Annotated in this window: 16 protein-coding genes, 1 tRNA gene and 1 other RNA gene; 6 read left to right on the top strand and 12 right to left on the bottom strand. The window is 68.3% G+C overall.

The window, feature by feature from the left end; translation table 11 throughout:
* Positions 1–42: 42 nt before the first annotated feature.
* From MOX01_RS09845 to MOX01_RS09835, 3 genes are read right to left on the bottom strand one after another with little or no spacing between them, the layout of a single operon-like run.
* A complete protein-coding gene (locus MOX01_RS09845) occupies positions 43–3,018 on the bottom strand; it encodes a bifunctional [glutamine synthetase] adenylyltransferase/[glutamine synthetase]-adenylyl-L-tyrosine phosphorylase (RefSeq protein WP_141369454.1) in 2,976 nt (991 codons plus the stop codon).
* Between the two features lie 8 nt (positions 3,019–3,026).
* Entirely contained in the window at positions 3,027–4,364 is a 1,338-nt protein-coding gene (glnA, locus tag MOX01_RS09840) for a type I glutamate--ammonia ligase (protein WP_046749109.1), read from the bottom strand.
* Between the two features lie 2 nt (positions 4,365–4,366).
* Positions 4,367–4,606, bottom strand: coding sequence for a hypothetical protein (locus MOX01_RS09835; protein WP_058631777.1), 240 nt, complete (start codon positions 4,604–4,606; stop codon positions 4,367–4,369).
* 68 nt (positions 4,607–4,674) lie between these two features.
* Between MOX01_RS09835 and ppgK the strand changes: the two genes are divergently transcribed.
* Positions 4,675–5,421 carry a polyphosphate--glucose phosphotransferase gene (ppgK, locus tag MOX01_RS09830; protein WP_046749111.1) on the top strand — a complete coding sequence of 249 codons (747 nt, stop codon included), beginning with the start codon at positions 4,675–4,677 and terminating at the stop codon, positions 5,419–5,421.
* 80 nt (positions 5,422–5,501) lie between these two features.
* On the opposite strand, the gene rnpB is transcribed toward ppgK, so the two are convergent.
* From rnpB to MOX01_RS09810, 4 genes are all read right to left on the bottom strand, one after another.
* Positions 5,502–5,858, bottom strand: an RNA gene (gene rnpB, locus MOX01_RS09825) — RNase P RNA component class A.
* A 43-nt stretch (positions 5,859–5,901) separates the two neighbouring features.
* Positions 5,902–7,602, bottom strand: a complete 1,701-nt coding sequence (locus MOX01_RS09820) for a bifunctional 3'-5' exonuclease/DNA polymerase (RefSeq protein WP_141369452.1) — start codon at positions 7,600–7,602, stop codon at positions 5,902–5,904.
* 22 nt (positions 7,603–7,624) lie between these two features.
* Positions 7,625–8,359, bottom strand: a complete 735-nt coding sequence (locus MOX01_RS09815; protein WP_046749113.1) for a zinc ribbon domain-containing protein — start codon at positions 8,357–8,359, stop codon at positions 7,625–7,627.
* A 36-nt stretch (positions 8,360–8,395) separates the two neighbouring features.
* The gene (locus MOX01_RS09810; RefSeq protein WP_082738396.1) at positions 8,396–8,818 is read right to left on the bottom strand and encodes a YchJ family protein; all 423 of its coding nucleotides are present in this window, start codon (positions 8,816–8,818) and stop codon (positions 8,396–8,398) included.
* Between the two features lie 41 nt (positions 8,819–8,859).
* On the opposite strand from MOX01_RS09810, the gene MOX01_RS09805 reads away from it, so the two are divergent.
* Positions 8,860–9,708 carry an aldo/keto reductase gene (locus MOX01_RS09805; RefSeq protein ID WP_230977900.1) on the top strand — a complete coding sequence of 283 codons (849 nt, stop codon included), beginning with the start codon at positions 8,860–8,862 and terminating at the stop codon, positions 9,706–9,708.
* 10 nt (positions 9,709–9,718) lie between these two features.
* Here MOX01_RS09805 and MOX01_RS09800 read toward each other — a convergent pair whose 3' ends face one another.
* Entirely contained in the window at positions 9,719–10,555 is an 837-nt protein-coding gene (locus tag MOX01_RS09800; RefSeq protein WP_141369448.1) for a helix-turn-helix transcriptional regulator, read from the bottom strand.
* Between the two features lie 100 nt (positions 10,556–10,655).
* Here MOX01_RS09800 and MOX01_RS09795 point away from each other — a divergent pair, with 100 nt between their 5' ends.
* On the top strand, positions 10,656–11,420 hold the full coding sequence (locus MOX01_RS09795; protein WP_141369446.1) for an SDR family oxidoreductase: 765 nt from the start codon (positions 10,656–10,658) through the stop codon (positions 11,418–11,420).
* 37 nt (positions 11,421–11,457) lie between these two features.
* Here the strand turns inward: MOX01_RS09795 and MOX01_RS09790 are convergent, their stop codons facing one another.
* The 3 genes from MOX01_RS09790 to MOX01_RS09780 form a co-directional block, all read right to left on the bottom strand.
* Positions 11,458–12,411: an L-lactate dehydrogenase gene (locus tag MOX01_RS09790; RefSeq protein WP_058631885.1), complete on the bottom strand. Its 954-nt coding sequence runs from the start codon at positions 12,409–12,411 to the stop codon at positions 11,458–11,460.
* A gap of 67 nt (positions 12,412–12,478) precedes the next feature.
* Positions 12,479–13,366 carry a TIGR01777 family oxidoreductase gene (locus MOX01_RS09785; protein WP_061017313.1) on the bottom strand — a complete coding sequence of 296 codons (888 nt, stop codon included), beginning with the start codon at positions 13,364–13,366 and terminating at the stop codon, positions 12,479–12,481.
* Positions 13,367–13,487: 121 nt separating this feature from the next.
* Positions 13,488–14,045 carry a dihydrofolate reductase family protein gene (locus MOX01_RS09780; RefSeq protein WP_058631883.1) on the bottom strand — a complete coding sequence of 186 codons (558 nt, stop codon included), beginning with the start codon at positions 14,043–14,045 and terminating at the stop codon, positions 13,488–13,490.
* Between the two features lie 95 nt (positions 14,046–14,140).
* Here MOX01_RS09780 and MOX01_RS09775 point away from each other — a divergent pair, with 95 nt between their 5' ends.
* Entirely contained in the window at positions 14,141–14,584 is a 444-nt protein-coding gene (locus MOX01_RS09775; RefSeq protein WP_058631882.1) for a hypothetical protein, read from the top strand.
* A 33-nt stretch (positions 14,585–14,617) separates the two neighbouring features.
* Here MOX01_RS09775 and MOX01_RS09770 read toward each other — a convergent pair.
* Positions 14,618–14,690, bottom strand: a tRNA-Val gene (locus MOX01_RS09770).
* Positions 14,691–14,843: 153 nt separating this feature from the next.
* Here MOX01_RS09770 and aceE point away from each other — a divergent pair.
* Both aceE and MOX01_RS09760 read left to right on the top strand, forming a co-directional pair.
* Positions 14,844–17,570 carry a pyruvate dehydrogenase (acetyl-transferring), homodimeric type gene (gene aceE, locus MOX01_RS09765; RefSeq protein WP_046749121.1) on the top strand — a complete coding sequence of 909 codons (2,727 nt, stop codon included), beginning with the start codon at positions 14,844–14,846 and terminating at the stop codon, positions 17,568–17,570.
* Positions 17,571–17,601: 31 nt separating this feature from the next.
* Positions 17,602–18,798, top strand: a complete 1,197-nt coding sequence (locus MOX01_RS09760) for a PucR family transcriptional regulator (protein ID WP_141369677.1) — start codon at positions 17,602–17,604, stop codon at positions 18,796–18,798.
* The last annotated feature ends 43 nt before the right edge of the window (positions 18,799–18,841 follow it).

The following is an 18,841-nucleotide window of genomic DNA, read 5'->3' as shown; positions in this document are numbered from 1 at the left end:
CTTGGGACACGACACGCGATACCGCAAACCGACGCTCTCGACTCACCCGTAGAAGAGCTGCTCGAAGGTCTTCCTGGCGCGCCGGGTCACCCCGAGGTAGTCCTCCTCGAGTTCTGTGGCGGAGCGATCGGGATAGCCGAGCAGACGACCGATCGCATCGAGCTGACGGCGATCGGCGGGGAGCACGTCGCTGGTCTGCCCGGTCAGCAGAGTGATCGCTGACCTGAGACGACTAGACAGCAGCCACGCCGCGCGAAGACGCGCGGCGTCCTCCTCTGCGACCAGATCGGCCGCGACGGCGGCTTCGAGCGCACCGAGCGTCGAGGTCGTGCGCAGCCCGGGAACACCGTGCGCATGCTGCAGCTGGAGGAGCTGGACCAGCCACTCCACATCGCTCAGTGAGCCGGGGCCGAGCTTCAGGTGGCGACGGGGATCAGCACCCTGCGGCAGCCGTTCCCCCTCGACCCGCGCTTTGATGCGCTTGATCTCGCGGGTGCCCTGGAGGTCGATGGACTCCGGGTAGCGGATCGTGTCGGCAAGCGCCGTGAACCGGGCGATCAGCTTCGCGCTGCCCGCCACTCCGCGCGCCCGGAGCAGCGCCTGGGCCTCCCACGACAGCGACCAGCGGCGGTAGTACTCCGCGTATGCCTCGATGGAGCGGACGATCGGACCGTTCCGCCCCTCCGGCCTCAGATCGGCATCGAGGTCGAGCGGCAGCCGGTGATCGGTCAGGTGCTCGCGGAGGCCGGCCACGATCTGCGTCGCGAGCTTCTGCGCGCGCTGGGGATCGACACCGTTCGCGTCGTAGACGTACAGGATGTCGGCGTCGGATCCGAACCCCAGCTCGGCACCGCCGAAGCGCCCCATCGCGATGACGGCGAAGTCGAGCGCCTCGTCATCGACCGGGACGACTTCGCGCATCACCGCGCGGAGAGCGGCCTGGATCGTCGCCTCGGTGATCTCCGTGAGTGCGGTGGCGACCTCTTCGATCGTGAGGACATCGAGCACCGCCCCCATGGCCGTGCGCAGGAGCTCTCTCCTCCGCAGCGCCCTGACGGCCCGCAGCGCATCGCCGATCGTCTCATGGCGCGTCTGGATCGCTCTGGCCTCTTCGTCGAGGGCTGCGGCCCCGCGCGGGCGCAGCCGCCCAGCGTTGTCCAGCCAGGCCACGGATTCCGGGATCCACTCCAGGAGCTCGCCGATGTACCGGGAAGAGGACAGCAGGCGGGTGAGGCTCTCCGCCGCCCCCGACGAATCGCGCAGCATCCTGAGGAACCACGGGGTGTCTCCGAGACGCTCGCTGATGCGGCGGAAGGCGAGGAGCGCGTAGTCAGGATCGCTTCCGTCGGCGAACCACCGCACCATGATGGGCATCAGGTGTCGCTGGATGGTCGCCTTGCGGCTGAGCCCGCTCGTGAGCGCACCGATGTGGCGGAGTGCGCCCGCCGGATCCCGGAAGCCGATGGCTGCCAGGCGGTCGTGCGCCTGAGCGGCGGAGAGGGTCCGCTCCTCTTCCGGCAGACCGGCGACAGCGCTCAGCAGTGGACGGTAGAACAGGCGCGTATGGATCTCGCGCACCTCCCGCCGGACGCTCTCCCAGCGGGCCCACACACTGTCACCGCTCTCCGCGAGGCGTGTGCCCCTCGCCAGGATCCGCAGGCCTGCCGGAGTCCGAGGCATCAGATGCGTGCGGCTGAGCTCTCTCAGCTGGAGGCGATGCTCCATGAGCCGGAGCAGGCGGTAGTCCTCGGCGAACGCCGCCGCATCGACCCGCCCGATGTAACCGCCCTCGACGAGCGCATCGAGGCTCTCGAGGGTCCCGCGCGTGCGCAGCGACTCGTCGGTGAGTCCGTGGACGAGCTGCAGCAGCTGCACGGTGAACTCGATGTCGCGAAGCCCACCCGCCCCGAGCTTCAGCTGATACGGAGCGTCGTCCGGGTCGATGTGCTCCATCACGCGCTCCCGCATGCGCTGCACGCTCTCGACGAAGTCCTGCCGCGCGGCACTGGACCAGACCTTCGGCTGCACCGCGGCGATGTACTCCGCCCCGAGTTCCGCATCTCCGGCGAGGGGACGCGCCTTGAGCAGAGCCTGGAACTCCCAGCTCTTGGCCCAGCGGTCGTAGTACGCGAGATGGGATGCGAGCGAGCGGACCAGAGCACCTTGCTTGCCCTCTGGACGCAGCGCGGCATCGACCTCCCAGAGCGGCGGTTCCACCTCGATCGCGTCGAGGTTCCGCATGGTCTCGCGCGCGAGCCTGGTCGCGATGTCGATGGCACGCGCCTCCGTGACGATCTCTTCGTCGCTGCTGCCGCCCACGAAGATCACGTCGACGTCGCTGACGTAGTTCAACTCCCGAGCGCCGGCTTTTCCCATTCCGATGATGGCGAGACGGGTCGCCGCCACCTCATCCCGCCCCATCGACTCCTGCACCCGGGTCCGCGCCACCGCGAGCGACGCCTCCAGGGCAGCACCCGCGAGGTCGGCCAGCGCTGCCGACACGGGGCCTACTGCCATCTCCGGTGCCGTGCGCGAGAGGTCGAACGCGGCGATGGCAGCGAGATTTCGTCGGTAGGCGACTCTGAGCGCGACGACCGCGTCGTCCCCACCCGACTGCGCGAACCCGTCGCACGCACCGACTGAGGCCAGCAGCCGCTCCTGGAGCTCCTCGGCCGATGGCAGTGCATCGCGGGGTGCTTCCAGGACGCTCAGCTGGTCCGGGTGACGGAGGAAGAACTCGGCGAGTCCCTCCGAGGCGCCGAAGACCCGCCAGACACCGCGGCGGGTCTCCTCGTCGACGAGGAGCCCGCGCAATGACGACTCATCCCGACGCGCCACGCGGAGCAGCCCGCGGACGGCGGCATCGGGATCCGCGGCATCGGCAGCCTCGAGCAGCACCGTCCGCGGCTGATCGAGAATCTCCGCCAGCTCAGCGAGGCCTGCCGCGGCCTCGCTCAGCTCGGAGAAGCCGAGCCTGGCGAGGGCGGAGAGGGAGACCGAATCGTCAGGACGCGCCATCGGGCGGGTCAGAGCAGCTCGAGGTTGCTCTTCAGCTCGAACGGGGTGACCTGACCGCGGTAGGCCTCCCATTCCTTGCGCTTGTTGAGCAGCACGTAGTTGAAGACCTGTTCGCCCAGAGTCTCCGCGACGAGCTCGGACGCCTCCATGTACTCCAGGGCGTGGTCGAGACTCGCCGGCAGTGCCTCGTAACCGAGAGCTCGCCGCTCGGCGTCGCTCAGCGACCACACGTTGTTCTCGGCCTCCGGCGGCAGATCGTATCCCTCCTCGATGCCCTTGAGCCCGGCTGCGAGCAGGAGCGCGTAGGCGAGGTAGGGGTTCGACGCGGAATCGATGCCGCGGTACTCCACGCGGGACGACTGGCTCTTGTTCGGCTTGTACATCGGCACGCGGACGAGTGCGGAACGGTTCGCGTGGCCCCAGGTGACGAAGCTCGGTGCCTCGTCGCCGCCCCAGAGCCGCTTGTACGAGTTGACGAACTGGTTGGTGACCGCGGAGATCTCGTTCGCGTGACGCAGGAGGCCCGCGATGAAGTGCCGGCCCGTCTTCGACAGCTGGTACTTCGCGCCCTCTTCGTAGAAGGCGTTCTGGTCGCCCTCGAACAGTGACATGTGCGTGTGCATACCGCTTCCGGGCTGGTCGCTGAGCGGCTTCGGCATGAACGTCGCATAGACGCCCTGCTCGATCGCCACCTCCTTGATCACCGTCCGGAAGGTCATGATGTTGTCGGCCGTGGTGAGGGCGTCCGCGTAGCGGAGGTCGATCTCGTTCTGACCGGGCCCGCCCTCGTGGTGACTGAACTCGACCGAGATGCCGAGGTCTTCCAGCATCCGGACCGAACGGCGACGGAAATCGTGCGCGGTGCCGCCAGGCACGTTGTCGAAGTAGCCCGCCGAGTCGACGGGCACGGGCCCCTCCGGCCCGAACGACGAGGACTTGAGCAGGTAGAACTCGATCTCGGGGTGCGTGTAGAACGTGAACCCGGCGTCAGCGGCCTTCGCGAGCGTGCGCTTGAGCACGTGACGGGGATCGGCGACGGCGGGCTGGCCGTCGGGAGTCGTCAGGTCGCAGAACATGCGCGCGGTCGGGTCGATCTCGCCGCGCCAGGGCAGCGTCTGGAACGTCGTCGGATCGGGCTGGGCGAGCAGGTCGGACTCGTAGGTGCGTGTCAGCCCCTCGATCGCCGAACCGTCGAACCCGATTCCCTCCGCGAAAGCACCCTCGACCTCGGCCGGCGCGATGGCCACCGACTTGAGAGTGCCGATCACGTCGGTGAACCACAGTCGCACGAACTTGACGCCGCGCTCCTCGATGGTCCGGAGGACGAAGTCCCTCTGCTTGTCCATGGCTACTCTGCGCCCTGGCCCTTTGCGTCGCCCGTGTTCTGGGGGCCCTTGACGTCCCAGCCCTGCTCGACGGCCTCTTCCTCGGCCCAGGCGCGCGAACGCTCTTTGACGACCTCCGGAGCACGACGGGCCTCAGCCTCGGTGTCGAACGGACCGATGCGGTCGATGGAGGGCGAGATCATCCCGAACTCGATCTCGCCGGTCGTGGAGTTGTACCAGTACTTGTGGTCACCGTCAGACATGTCTGCCCCTTCTTCACGTGATGTCATCGATCCTACTGGCGTGCACCGCGGTCGCTAAGCTATCGCCCATGGCAAAAGCGATCGGCGTCGACATCGGCGGCACGGGTATCAAAGCAGGAATCGTCGACCTCGAGCACGGAATCATGGCGTCCGACCGGGTACGGGTACCGACCCCCGAGGGCGCATCGCCCCAGGACGTGCTCAATGCCGTGCAGACCGTGCTGAAGACCCTCGACGTGCACGACTCGACCCTGCCGCTCGGCGTCGCATTCCCGGCGATCGTCAAGCGCGGCAAGACCCTCTCCGCCGCCAATGTCTCCAAGGAGTGGATCGACTTCGACGCCGAGCGGTTCTTCCGGGACGGTCTCGGTCGCAACATCGTGTTCGTGAACGACGCCGACGCCGCCGGTGTCGCCGAAGCCCGCCACGGAGCGGCCAGGGACGTGCGCGGTTTCACGCTCCTCACGACGCTCGGCACCGGCATCGGATCGGCCTTCCTCTACGACGGCGTGCTCCTTCCGAACACCGAGCTCGGTCACCTCAACTTCGGCGAATACGAGTCGGTCGAGACCTACGCTGCGACGTCGGCACGGGAGCGCGAGAACCTCTCGTGGGCCGAGTGGGCCGAGCGTCTGCAGGCGTTCTACTCGCACATCGAGTTCCTGTTCAGCCCCGACCTGTTCGTCGTCGGCGGCGGCGTGTCGAAGAACGCCGGAGACTTCCTCCCGCTGCTCGACCTGAAGACCCCGATCGTCCCGGCGATCCACCGCAACAACTCCGGCATCATCGGCGCGGCGTCGCTCGCCGGGGACTGACCTTCGACAGGCTCAGCCACCCGGATCCGCACGAAGGCCCCGACGACTCTCCAGTCATCGGGGCCTTCGTGCGTGTGAGGCGAATGGGCCGACCTGTACGCCGGGTTCTGTTCCGGGGTTCTTCGCCCCTTCGACGGCCATCTCTCTCGGCGACACGTTGCCGTGGCACTCTAGCGGTCTACCCGAGGACTCGGCGAGCCGCGTCAACATCCTCTGTCTGACCTTGCTCCGGACGAGGTTTACCTGGCGGGCCATGTCACCATGACCCCCGGTGGTCTCTTACACCACCCTTTCACCCTTACCCCTTGCGGGGCGGTCTGCTCTCTGTGGCACTTTCTCGCGGATTGCTCCGGGTGGGCGTTACCCACCGTCCTGCCCTGAGGAGCCCGGACGTTCCTCGGTACGGTTGCCCGTAACGCGGCCGTCCAGTCGACCCATTCGCCTCTCCAGTCTACGTTCTCCTGCGCACACGACCGGCGGCTACTTCTCCGCGGACTCCGCGATGCGCAGGTCGAGGGGCACGTCGATGGGAAACGAGCCGAAGAGCCTCGTCGTGGCCGTGGCCGCGGCCTCGCGCACCGCCTCGGCAGCCTCCTCCGCGTGTTCCAGGGGAACGTGGAGGATCACCTCGTCGTGTAGGAAGAACGCCAGGTGCGCAGAGCGCGCGAACGGACCGGACGCCGCCGCCTCGGCGAACACCTCAGGGATCTGCTGCAGGCGATGCCGGATCTCCGCGAGCCAGATCAACGACCACTCGGCAGCAGTGCCCTGCACCACGAAGTTCCTGGTGAACCGGCCCCAATCGCGTCCACGCCGCCGTGCGAGCGCGACGACCGCGGGGTCGGCATCCGCACCGGTCGCGTCCGCCTGCAGCCGCACCCACTCCGTCGACGGACGAGGCGATGACCGCCCTAGCCAGGTCGAGACGATTCCCCCGTCCTCCCCCGTGCGCGCCGCGGCATCCACGAGCGCCATCGCCTTCGGGTAGACCTTGCGCAGCCGCGGGACCAGCCGGCCGCTGTCTCCGGTCGTGGCGCCGTACATCGCTCCGAGAACCGCGTACTTCGCCTCCTCGCGGGTGGAGACGGCCCCGGACGCCACGACGCCTGCATAGAGGTCGCTCCCCCGCGCCGCGCGGGCCATCGCTTCGTCGGAGGCCATCGCGGCGAGCATCCGCGGCTCGAGCTGCGCGACGTCTGCCACGACCAGGGTCCACCCCGGGTCGGCTCGGACAGCGGGGCGCAGGCTCCGCGGAAGCTGAAGAGCCCCTCCACCGGCGGACGCCCAGCGACCGGTGACGACACCGCCCGGGATGTAGACCGGACGGAACCGACCCTCATGCACCCACTCCGCCAACCATGCCCATCCGTTGGCGCTGAGCAAGCGGGAGAGCTTCTTGTAGGCGAGGAGGGGCTCCACGACCGGATGCTCGTGCTGGGCGAGCTCCCATCGACTCGTCGACTCCACCTGGACCCCGACGCGATGCAGCGCCCTGAGCAGCTTCTGCTGGCTATCGAGGTGGAGCGACGGATCGCCGAGGAGCGCGCGCACCCGATCGCCCAGCTCGACCATGCGACTCGGTGCTCCCCCGGCGGCAGGACGGGTGCCGAGGGTGTCGGTCAGGATGGCATCGTGCACGCCTTCATCCCAGGGCAACCCCGCGACCCGCATCTCCTCTGCGATGAGTCCGCCTGCCGACTCCGCAGCGCACAGGAGGGTGAGGCGTCCGTCCTGTGCAGCGGCCATCACCCTCCGCTGTGCGCGGTACTGATCGAGTGCGGTCGTGATCGCATCGTCACCGCTCACGTCGTCGAACACGTCGAACAGCGAGGGCACCGCTGCCGTCGGCTCTCGCCGCTCCCACTCCGGCGAGGCCGGGAGCGGGCTCTGCACCGACGACGTGTCGCGCAGGATGGCGTGGCACAGCACCAGATCGTGACTGCGGGTGATCCGAACGCCGTGCTCGAGCAGGAACGCGTAGGTCTCGGCGGCGCTGCGCATGACCCACCGCGGGGCATCGGAGTCCTCGACGGAGCGCACCCATTCCGGGAGCTCAGCAACACGCAAGGACGTGCGATCCAGCTCCTCGTCGTTCCGATCGAGCTCGATCGCGACGTACTCCTGCGCTCCGACGGAGACGAGTGCGATGCGGCGTTCGACCCCCGCCGCCGGCGCCGTCATCGCCGACGCGCGCAGGCGCGACTCATGCGAGCCCGGACTCCTCGGTGCGCACCAGGATGCACCCACATTCGGGGCAGGACACCACGAGGTCATCCGCCGCTCGCCTGATGTCGTTCAGATCCGTGCTGGGGAGCAGGATGCGGCACCCCTCGCAGGTACCGCGGGTCAACAGGGCGGCACCTGCGCTGTTCTTCGCGCGGCGGTCGTACTCCGCCAGCAAGGCAGGCGACACGGTCTCCGCGACGGCCGCACGATCGCGGGCGAGCTGTGCGCCGAGGTCGGTGGCTGCTGCGACGTCCGCCTTCGCCTGCGCGGTGAGCGCCGACCCCTCGGCGGTCGTCGTGTCGAGGAGCGCCTGCTGCGCGGCGACGGCGGCCTCTGCCTCTTCGAGACGGCCCATGACGTCGAGCTCGGCATCTTCGAGGTCACTCTGTCGGCGGGCGAGGCTGCCGAGCTCGTGCTCGAGCGCCTGCGCGTCCTTCGGATTCGTCGATGCGGCCAGGCGTTCGGCGTCGCGGTTCCGGCGTGCCTCGACGACGGCGACATCCGACTCCAGCCGCTTCAGCTCGGTGCGCACGTCGTCTCTGGTACCCGCGAGTGCGGTCAGCTCGCGGAGCTGGTCCTGACGGATCGCCACGAGCTCGGTGATCCGCTCCGCCTGGCTCGGCTTGGTCTTGGCACGCTCGGCCTGCGCGATGCGCCGGTCGAGGTCGGCGATGTCGAGCAGGGTGCGCTGGTTCTCGGGGCTGGCGTTCACGCTCTCAAATCTAGCCGCTGTCGCGACATCCGCCCATCAGTGCACGTCGCCGTCGACGTAGTACCAGTGCCGATCCTCGCGCACGAAGCGGCTGCGCTCATGGAGCGAGCCTCTCGTGGCGCGCTGCTGCCAGAACGCCTCGAACTCCACGATGCCCTCGCGGTCGAACGGGCCCCCGGCCTCGCGATCGATCACGAGCAGCCGCCGCCACCGCAGATCCGGTTCGAACTCGATCGTCCCCGGTCTCGTCGTCGGATGCCACGTGCGCAGGAGATGCGCCTCGTCTCGCAGAGAGAACGCGGTGTAGCGCGAACGCATCAGGCGTTCGGCCGTCGGCGCCGTCGCTCCGTGGAGGAGCGGACGGCAGCAACGGCCGTACACGTCGCCGGATGAGCAGGGGCACCGCTCGAGCTCGTCGATCATGACGTCATCCGACGCCATCTCCGCCTCCGATGTCATCCCCTCAGCGTACGCTCGGGGAAAAGGCCAGAAGGAGCACCGTGACCACTCAGCCCGTCGTCCCCTCGTTCACCGCTCACAACGGGTTCGCCCTCCCCGCGATCGGCTTGGGCACGTACGCCCTGAACGGCGATGCCGGGGCCGAATCGGTCAGCGCCGGCATCGGTGCCGGCTACCGGCTCGTCGACACCGCATTCAACTACGAGAACGAGGGCTCGGTGGGCCGTGGGGTCGCAGCTTCCGGGGTGGCACGTTCGGACGTGATCGTCACCACGAAGCTCCCCGGACGGCACCACTCCTCGGCGAAGGCGCGCACCAGCATCGAGGAGAGCCGCTCCTGCCTCGGACTCGACGTGACCGACCTGCACCTCATCCACTGGCCCAACCCCAACCAGGACGAGTACGTCCAGGCGTGGGCCGCGCTCGTCGACGCGCAGGCCAGAGGCGTCGTCCGCCAGATCGGCGTCTCCAACTTCCTCCCGGAGCACCTTGAGCGCATCGAGCGGGAGACCGGGGTCAGGCCCGTGGTCAACCAGATCGAAGTGCATCCGTACTTCCCGCAGGACGAGCAGCTGGCCTACCACCGCGAACGCGGCATCCTCACCGAAGCGTGGAGCCCGTTGGGGCGTGCGAAGGAGCTCTTCGACGAACCCGTGATCAACGAGATCGCATCGTCCCGGGGTATCACCACCGCGCAGACGGTGCTCGCATGGCACGTGGCCCGTGGCACGGTCTCCATCCCGAAGGCCTCGTCACTCGAGCACCAGGTGACGAACCTCGCCGCCGCGGAGATCGTGTTGGACGACGCGGAGGTGGCCGCGATCACCGCGCTCGGTCGCCCGGACGGGCGCCTGTTCGACGCCGATCCCCGGACCCACGAAGAGTCCTGACGACCGCTGGTCAGACGTTCTGCGTGCCGAGGACCCGCAGGAACTCGAGCTTGCTCGCGGATTCGCTCCCCGGCGCTGCCGTGAGCACGATGAGCGCCTGCGACTCGTCCTCGGTGAACAGCGCCTGACAGTCGACCTCGATCTCACCCAGCTCGGGATGCACCATCACCTTGTGCTGCTCGAATCGTCGACTCACCTCGTGCGCGTCCCACAACTCCACGAACTCCGAGCTGCGCACCGTCAGCTCCGCAACGATGTCACCCGCCCTCGATCGAGCACCCATCACCCCGTATGCGGCACGCAGCGAGCCCACGAGCGCACGGGCCTGTCGCGGATGGTCGGTTTCCCGGTAGCGCAGCCGTTCGGTATCGGGGTAGGCGAACCAGCGGTAGATGCCGCTCCGGTCGAGTCCGGTGAGGGTGGTCGCGTCGCCGATCAGCGGACGGGATGCGTCGTTCTGCACGAGCACTTCGTCGAGCACCGAGACGACGAACGCGGGGGTGTCGTGCAGCCGGTCGAGCACGCGGAGGATGCCCGGGCGCACGTACTCCGCGTGCCAGGCACGATCGGGGGCGATGTGTCCGCAGAGCCGGAAGAGATAGTCCCGCTCGTCTTCGGTCAGCCGCAGGGCCCGGGCCAGGGCGGTGAGGATCTGGACACTCGGCTGAGGCCCTCGTCGTTGTTCCAGTCGCGTGTAGTAGTCCGTCGACATCGTCGCCAGCTGCGCGACCTCTTCTCGGCGCAGACCCGCGGTGCGACGCCGCGGCCCTGCCGCGAGTCCGACGTCGGCCGGGCTCAGCGCCTCGCGTCGACGGAGGAGGAATTCGGCCAGTGCTTCGCGGTCCACCTCAGAAGTATCCCCCGCTGCCGGCTCGCGTTCCAGGGATCGCCCGTCCCTGGATGACCGCTCTCTGGAGCGGCTGCCACAGGAGGACGACGGTGGGGATATGAACATCAGCGGAAACACCATCTTCATCCCCGGCGCCACGAGCGGCATCGGTCTCGCTCTCGCGTTGCGGCTGCGGGAACGGGGGAACACCGTGATCGTCGGAGGGCGCCGCGAGGACCGTCTCGCGACGATCGCCGACGAGCACCCCGACATCCACACCGTACGGGTCGACACGACGGATGCGAGCAGCATCGAAGCAGCGGCGGCCGAGGTGCTCGCCGCGCACCCCGGTCTCAATGTGCTCATCACGATGGCGGGCGTCATGCGGGCCGAGGACTGGAGCACGCCCTCGGGATTCCTCTCCGCCGCGGAGGAGACGGTCGTCACCAACATCCTCGGCCCCATCCGACTCATCGCCGCTTTCGTCGAGCACCTCCGCGCCCAGGGCGACGCGACGATCATGACCGTCTCGTCCGGACTCGCGTTCGCCCCGCTCCGGGTGACACCCACCTACAACGCCAGCAAGGCCGCGATCCACATGCTCAGCGAGTCCCTGCGCCTGCAGTTCGAGGGGAGCAGCGTGTCGGTGCTCGAGCTCGAGCCTCCCGCTGTGCGCACGGCGCTCATGCCGGGCCACGAGGACAACGAGTCGGCGATGCCGCTCGACGAGTTCATCGACGAGGTCATGGCCTTGATCGAGGCCCAGCCCGACGCCGCCGAGATCCAGGTCGAGCGGGTGAAGTTCCTCCGCTACGGCGAGGCCCGCGGTGATTACGATCAGGTCGTCGCCACGCTCAACCGCACGGACCCGCACGGCCGGTGATGCGGAGCGGGGTGTCGGCTTCGCAACGATCCCCCGCTCACGGACGCAGGGATGCCGCCGCAGTCGTGAGGGCGTCGGCGGACTGGCGCAACAGGGCCAGCTCCCCGTCGGAGAACGATGTGTTCCGGATCGGCACCGCCCCCGTCGCGCTCACGATCGACGGCACCGAGAGTGCGACACCGTCGATACCGTGGAAATCACGCAGCACGGTACTCACCGGCATCACGGCGTGCTCGTCACTCAGGATCGCCTCGACGATGCGCGCACTCGACAGGCCGATCGCGTAATTGGTCGCGCCCTTGCCCAGGATCACCTTGTACGCGGCGTCACGCACGTCCACGGCGATCTCCTGCAGCTCATCGAGGGTGAATCGCGGGTGCCCCGGAGTCTCCCACTCCAGGATCGGCACCGTGCCGATCGTGGCACGGGACCAGAGCGGGAACTCGGTGTCGCCGTGCTCGCCGATGATGTGCGCATGGACGCTCGCCGTCGAGACACCGGCGCGCTGTCCGAGCTTCCAGCGCAGCCTCGAGGTGTCGAGCACGGTTCCCGAGGCGAAGATGCGCTCGGGCGGAAGCCCGGTCTCCTCCTGCGCGATGACCGTCAGCACGTCGCAGGGATTCGTGACGATCACGTAGATCGCGTTCGGGGCGACCTCCAGCAGATCCGGCATCATGCCACGGATGATGCCTGCGTTGACCTCGGCGAGCTCGATGCGAGTCTGGCCTGGCTTCTGCTTCGCGCCGGCCGTGATCACGACGACGTGCGAACCCGCGGCGACGGAGATGTCGCTGCCGCCGATGATGTCGCTCGAGCCGGTGAACTGCGTGCCGTGAGCGAGGTCGAGCACCTCGGCCTCGACCTTCTCGGTCGCGATGTCGTAGAGCGCGACATGCCGCGCGGAACCCCTGATCAGTGCCGCATAGGCGACACTCGACCCCACACTTCCCGCGCCGACGACCGTGAGCTTCGAGTTCTCGATGATCTCCATGCGCTCAGTCTCGCAGTGGAACGTGTCGATGCGGGAGGGCTGTCGCCGGAAGAATGCCCCAGAACGGTCAGAGCGCGGCGGCCACAGCGTCGGCGGCGGTCGGATGTGTGAATCGGAAGCCGGACAGCTCCAGCACCTGCGGACGCACATCCGCATCCGGGAGCAGGAGCGAGTCGGCGGCATCGCCGAGTGCGATCCGGAGCGCCCAGGCGGGGGCGGGGAGCCAGAACGGCCGGTGCATCCGCTCGGCGAGAGCACGCCCGATGTCGTTCGCAGACGCGGGAGTGGGCCCCGTGAGGTTGACCGGCCCCGAGATCTTCGCGTCGAGGATGTGACGGATCGCACGCACCTCGTCGTCGAGTGAGATCCAGGGCCAGATCTGCGTGCCCTGACCGAGCGGGCCCGAGACGCCGAACCGGGTCAGCTGGATGAGCGGTTTGAGCACTCCTCGCCGATGGATGACGGGAGCGGTACGCAGCAGCGCGACCCTGGTGTGGTCCTCCGCGCGTCGGGCTTCGGCCTCCCACCGCACCGTCAGCTCCGCCAGGAACGTCTGCCCTGCAGCGGAGTCCTCCGTGAGGATCTCGCCGGGAGCGGAACCGTAGTAGCCGACCGCGGACGCCGAGACGAGAGCCGGAGCATCGGACCGCAGCGCACGGAGGGCGGTCGTCAGGGTGCGGGTGGCCTGCAGACGCGAGTCGACCAGCTGACGACGATAGCCGCGCGTCCACGGAAGTCGTCCGACGCTGGCACCCCCGAGCGCGACCACGGCGTCGGCGCCTGCCACGACATCAGGGTCGAGCGCGCTCTCGCCCGGCGCCCACTGCGCCTCATCCTCGGATCGCGGCGCACGACGCACCAGGGTGGTGACCTCGATACCGTCGGTGCGCAGCGAAGCGGCCAACGCGGAACCGATCAGGCCAGAGGCCCCGCTGATGACGATGCGTCCCGCCATGTGTGAAAGCTCCCCGCTGTCGATTCTGGAGTCCTGCCGTGCGGTACAGCGTACGCGCCGCGCTGCGCCCGCCCCTCGGGCCTTGCCTCGGCGACCGCGACGCGGTATGCACCGGGCCGGATCACTCGGCGCGCCTGTAGTGCGTCACGATCGCTCCGTTGCGCAGCGGCTCCGCCGAGACCAGTTCGAGCTTCCGCGTGTCGGACGATCGATCCCGGAACAGGGTCGGACCGTGCCCCGCGATCCGGGGGTGGATGAGGAACCGGTACTCGTCGATCAGATCGAGCCTGTCGAGTTCGGCGGCGAGGGCGCCGCTTCCGAGGAGAACACCCTCCGGCGTGTCGTCTTTGAGACGCTGCACGCCCTCTCGCAGGTTCCCGGCTATCCGATGGGTGTTCGTCCAGGGGAACTCATCGCGCGTGGAGGACACCACGTACTTGGGTTTGACCTCGAGAGCGAGCGCCCACTCGCGCAGCGCCGGCGGGGCCTCCACCTCGCCGCGAGCGACCGCGGGCCAGGCGTCCTCCATCATCTCGTAGGTCGTGCGACCCCAGAGCACGGCGCCGGAATCCTCCAGCAACCGCGTGAAGTAGGCGTGGGTCTCGTCATCGGCGATCCCCTCCTCATGGTCGACGCAGCCGTCCAGGGTGATATTGAGGCTGAAGGTCAGAAGTCCCATGTCGGGAGCCTAGATCCGCAGCGAGGCGACCGCCAGGGAGTCGACGGGAAGCCGAAGGGCAACGGACCCCGCATCTGCCCGATAAGGTCGCGATCATGGGTTTCTCGGTGCTCGGGCTCGCGCTGAGTCTCGCCGTGTTCGCCCCCAACCTGCTGCTGGTGTGGTTCCCTCCTCGACCGGCGATGGAGCGCGTCGCCGTGCCGAAGGTCGTCGAGGTCCTCGAACGTTCAGGGCAGGCACTCTGCGTGACGGTGCCGGTGATCACGGTGGGCGATCGCCCGCTCTGGTGGTGGGCGATCCCCGCGGCGATCCTCGTCGTGGCGTACTGGGCCCTCTGGGGGCGTTACCTCGTGTCGGGCAGACGACTGTCGTCGCTGTTCGCCCCGGTCGTCGGAGTTCCCGTTCCGATGGCGCTGCTACCGGTCGGCGTGTTCCTCGCCGGTGCCGCGTGGCTCCAGAACCCTTGGATCGCGATTGCGGCGGCGGTGCTCGCCGCCGGGCACATCCCGAACTCGGTGATCGCTGCGAAGCCTCGTTAGTGGTCGCGGCGGGGTGAGCCGTCTCGGTGGAGGTGGGCCCTGCCGGGATCGAACCGACGACATCCACGGTGTAAACGTGGCGCTCTACCAGCTGAGCTAAAGGCCCTGGTGTGCCCAGTCTATCGGGCGGACGATGCGCACCCGTGTCGTGGAAGAGGGATAGGCTGAACCCGGCGCGCGTTGTGCACAGCTGACAAGGCTGCCCGTGTCGCTTCCCGTTTCCTTGGCATGACCTGCCAGCTTGACGAAAGGTTCCCCCGTGACCGTGCACGACCAGGATCCGTACTCCCAGGGTCCCCAGGACAGCGACCCGGAAGAGACGGGCGAATGGCAGCAGTCGCTCGATGAGCTGGTTGACGCCAAGGGCCACGGACGTGGCCGCGAGATCATGCTCAGCCTCCTCAAGCGCTCCAAGGAGCTGCACCTGGGCGTGCCGATGGTCCCGACCACCGACTACATCAACACCATCGCGCCGGAGAACGAGCCCGAGTTCCCTGGCGACGAGGAGGTCGAGCGCCGGTACCGCGCCTGGATCCGCTGGAACGCGGCCATCACGGTGCACCGCGCCCAGCGCCCCGGCATCGGCGTCGGTGGTCACATCTCGACGTACGCGTCCTCCGCGGCGCTGTATGAAGTGGGCTTCAACCACTTCTTCAAGGGCGCCGACCACCCCGGTGGCGCCGACCAGATCTTCATCCAGGGCCACGCCTCACCCGGCACCTACGCCCGCTCCTTCCTCGAGGGGCGCCTCACCGAGGACCAGCTCGACGGCTTCCGCCAGGAGAAGTCGCACGCGCCGAACGGCATCCCGTCCTACCCGCACCCGCGCCTGATGCCGGAGTACTGGCAGTTCCCGACGGTGTCGATGGGCCTCGGTCCGATCAACGCCATCTACCAGGCGATGTCGAACAAGTACCTCGAGAACCGCGGCATCAAGGACACGTCCCAGTCGCACGTCTGGGCATTCCTGGGCGACGGCGAGATGGACGAGGTCGAGAGCCGCGGACAGCTGCAGGTCGCAGCCAACGAGGGACTGGACAACCTCACCTTCATCGTCAACTGCAACCTGCAGCGCCTCGACGGCCCCGTGCGCGGCAACGGCAAGATCGTGCAGGAGCTCGAGTCGTTCTTCCGCGGCGCGGGCTGGAACGTCATCAAGGTGGTCTGGGGCCGCGAGTGGGACGACCTGCTCGCCCGCGACACCGAGGGTGCGCTGCTCAACCTCATGAACGTCACCCCCGACGGCGACTACCAGACGTACAAGGCCGAGTCCGGCGCATACATCCGTGAGCACTTCTTCGGCCGCGACGAGCGGGCCGCGGCCCTCGTCAAGGACTACTCCGACGACGACATCTGGAACCTCAAGCGCGGTGGCCACGACTACCGCAAGGTCTACGCCGCGTTCAAGGCCGCGACCGAGCACAAGGGCAAGCCCACCGTCATCCTCGCGAAGACCGTCAAGGGCTACGGCCTCGGACCGCACTTCGAGGGCCGCAACGCGACCCACCAGATGAAGAAGATGACGCTGGACAACCTCAAGACGTTCCGCGACGCCATGCACATCCCGATCACGGATGCGCAGCTGGAAGAGAACCCGTACCTGCCCCCGTACTACAACCCGGGGCCTCAGGACGAGACGATCCAGTACATGCTCGAGCGCCGCAACGCGCTCGGCGGGTTCCTCCCGGAGCGCCGCTCGACCCACGTCGGGCTCTCCCTCCCGGACGATTCGGCATATGCCTTGCCCAAGAAGGGCTCCGGCACGCAGGAGATCGCCACGACCATGGCGTTCGTCCGCCTGCTGAAGGACCTGCTGCGCTCCAAGGAGTTCGGTCACCGCATCGTGCCGATCATCCCCGACGAAGCGCGCACGTTCGGCATGGACGCCTACTTCCCGTCGGCGAAGATCTACAACCCGAACGGCCAGCACTACACCTCGGTCGACCGTGAGCTCCTCCTCGCCTACAAGGAGAGCCCGCAGGGCCAGATCGTGCACGTCGGCATCAACGAGGCCGGCGCCCTCGCCGCCTTCACCGCGGCGGGCACGTCCTATGCCACGCACGGCGAGCCGCTGATCCCGGTCTACATCTTCTACTCGATGTTCGGATTCCAGCGCACGGGCGACGCCCAGTGGGCAGCCGGCGACCAGATGGCCCGCGGGTTCATCATGGGCGCCACGGCCGGTCGCACCACCCTCACGGGTGAGGGACTCCAGCACGCCGACGGCCACTCGCACCTGCTCGCCGCCACCAACCCGGCGACGATCTCGTACGACCCGGCCTACGGCTACGAGATCGCGCACATCGTGCGCTCCGGTCTCGAGCGGATGTACGGCGGCCAGCACGAGGACCCGAACGTGATGTACTACATCACGCTCTACAACGAGCCTCTCGTGATGCCGGCCGAGCCGGAGGATGTGGACGTCGACGGCATCGTCCGCGGTATCCACCGCGTCTCCGTCGGCGAGGGCGAGGGACACCGCGCACAGCTGTTCGCATCCGGTGTCGGACTCCCCTGGGCCCTCGAAGCGCAGGAGCTGCTGAAGAAGGACTGGGGCGTGATCGCCGATGTCTGGTCGGTCACCTCGTGGACAGAGCTGCGCCGCGACGGCCTCGCCGCCGACGAGCACAACTTCCTGCACCCCGAGGCCGAGCCGCGCACCGCGTACCTCACTCAGAAGCTCCAGGGTGCCGAGGGACCGGTCGTCGCGGTCAGCGACTTCATGCACGCCGTGCAGGACCAGATCCGTCCGTGGGTCCCGAACCGCTTCGCCACTCTCGGTGCCGACGGCTTCGGCTTCTCCGACACCCGTGCCGCCGCACGGCGCTTCTTCAAGATCGACGGCCCGTCCATCGTGGTCCGCACGCTGCAGTCGCTCGCCGAGGACGGCAAGGTCGACCGTTCGCTCGCGGCCCAGGCGATCGAGAAGTACCGCCTGCACGATGTGAACGCCGGGACCAGCGGCAACGCGGGCGGCGAAAGCTGAGCCCTCGGTGACAGGTTCTTCTCCCTCCGGCATGGACAAGGCCGCGACACTCACCTGGCTGCGCCGGATCTCCGGTGACATCGCTTCGGTGACGATCAAACGCCTGGAGGACACCCTCCCGTGGTACGCCGACATGCCACCAGCCCGCCGCTCCGCGGTCGGGCTGGTGGCCCAGGCGGGCATCACCTCGTTCATCCAGTGGTATGAAGACCCCACCTCCACGCCGTGGATCGCCGCCGACATCTTCGCGGCAGCCCCGCGCGAGCTGCTGCGCAGCGTGAGCCTCCAGCAGACTCTGCAGCTCATCCGCGTGACGGTCGAGGTCACGGAGGAACGCGTCGCCGGACGAGGCGACGATCTGCGGGAGGCGATCCTCCTCTACTCCCGCGATGTGGCCTTCGCCGCCGCTGATGTGTATGCCAGAGCCGCCGAAGCCCGCGGACTCTGGGATGCCCGGCTGGAGGCCCTCGTCGTCGATTCGATCCTCACCGGCGAAGCCGACGAGGAGCTGCCGAGCCGGATCGCCGCACTCGGATGGCATGGTCATGGCGAGGTGGCCGTGCTCGTGGGCACCACGCCCGCGCAGTTCGACGTCGACCTGGTTCGTCGCACCGCACGCAAGCTCGCGGTCGACGTGCTCATCGGCGTGCAGGGTTCCCGGCTCGTGCTGGTCCTGGGGCGCGCCCGCGTCGAGGGGCAGGAAGGCGAAGAGGAAGAGCTCGGGTTCCGGGAGATCGCCTCCCGCCTCGAGCCCTCGTTCGGTCCTGGCTATGTCGTGCTCGGACCGGAGGTCGCCGCACTCGTCGATGCGAGCCAGAGTGCCCGTGCCGCTCTCGCCGGTTTCGCGGTCGCCCGTGCATGGCGCGGTGCTCCCCGCCCGGTCGAAGCCGACGACCTGCTGCCCGAGCGCGCCCTCGCCGGCGACCCGCTCGCCAAGCAGACCCTCATCGAACGCATCTTCCGCCCGTTGCAGGCCCACTCGACCGACCTGGTCACCACGCTGTGGAGCTACCTCGACAACGGGCGCTCCCTCGAGGCCACGGCACGCGAGCTCTTCGTGCATCCCAACACCGTGCGATACCGCCTGAAGCGCGTCAGCGAGGTGATCGGCTGGGATGCCACCGGTCCCCGCGAGGCCCTCATCCTGCAGACCGCGCTGATCCTCGGCTCGATCGGCGCCGCAGACCAGGTCCGTCGACGCGCACCGCTTCGCCGCCCTTCGCGCTGAGTCGGCTTTCTGTACGCCACACACAAGGGTTTTTCGGAATCTT

Origin of the sequence: Microbacterium oxydans (genome assembly GCF_006540085.1) — a bacterium.
Lineage (GTDB): Bacteria > Actinomycetota > Actinomycetes > Actinomycetales > Microbacteriaceae > Microbacterium > Microbacterium oxydans.
This window is presented reverse-complemented; position numbering and strand designations above follow the sequence as displayed.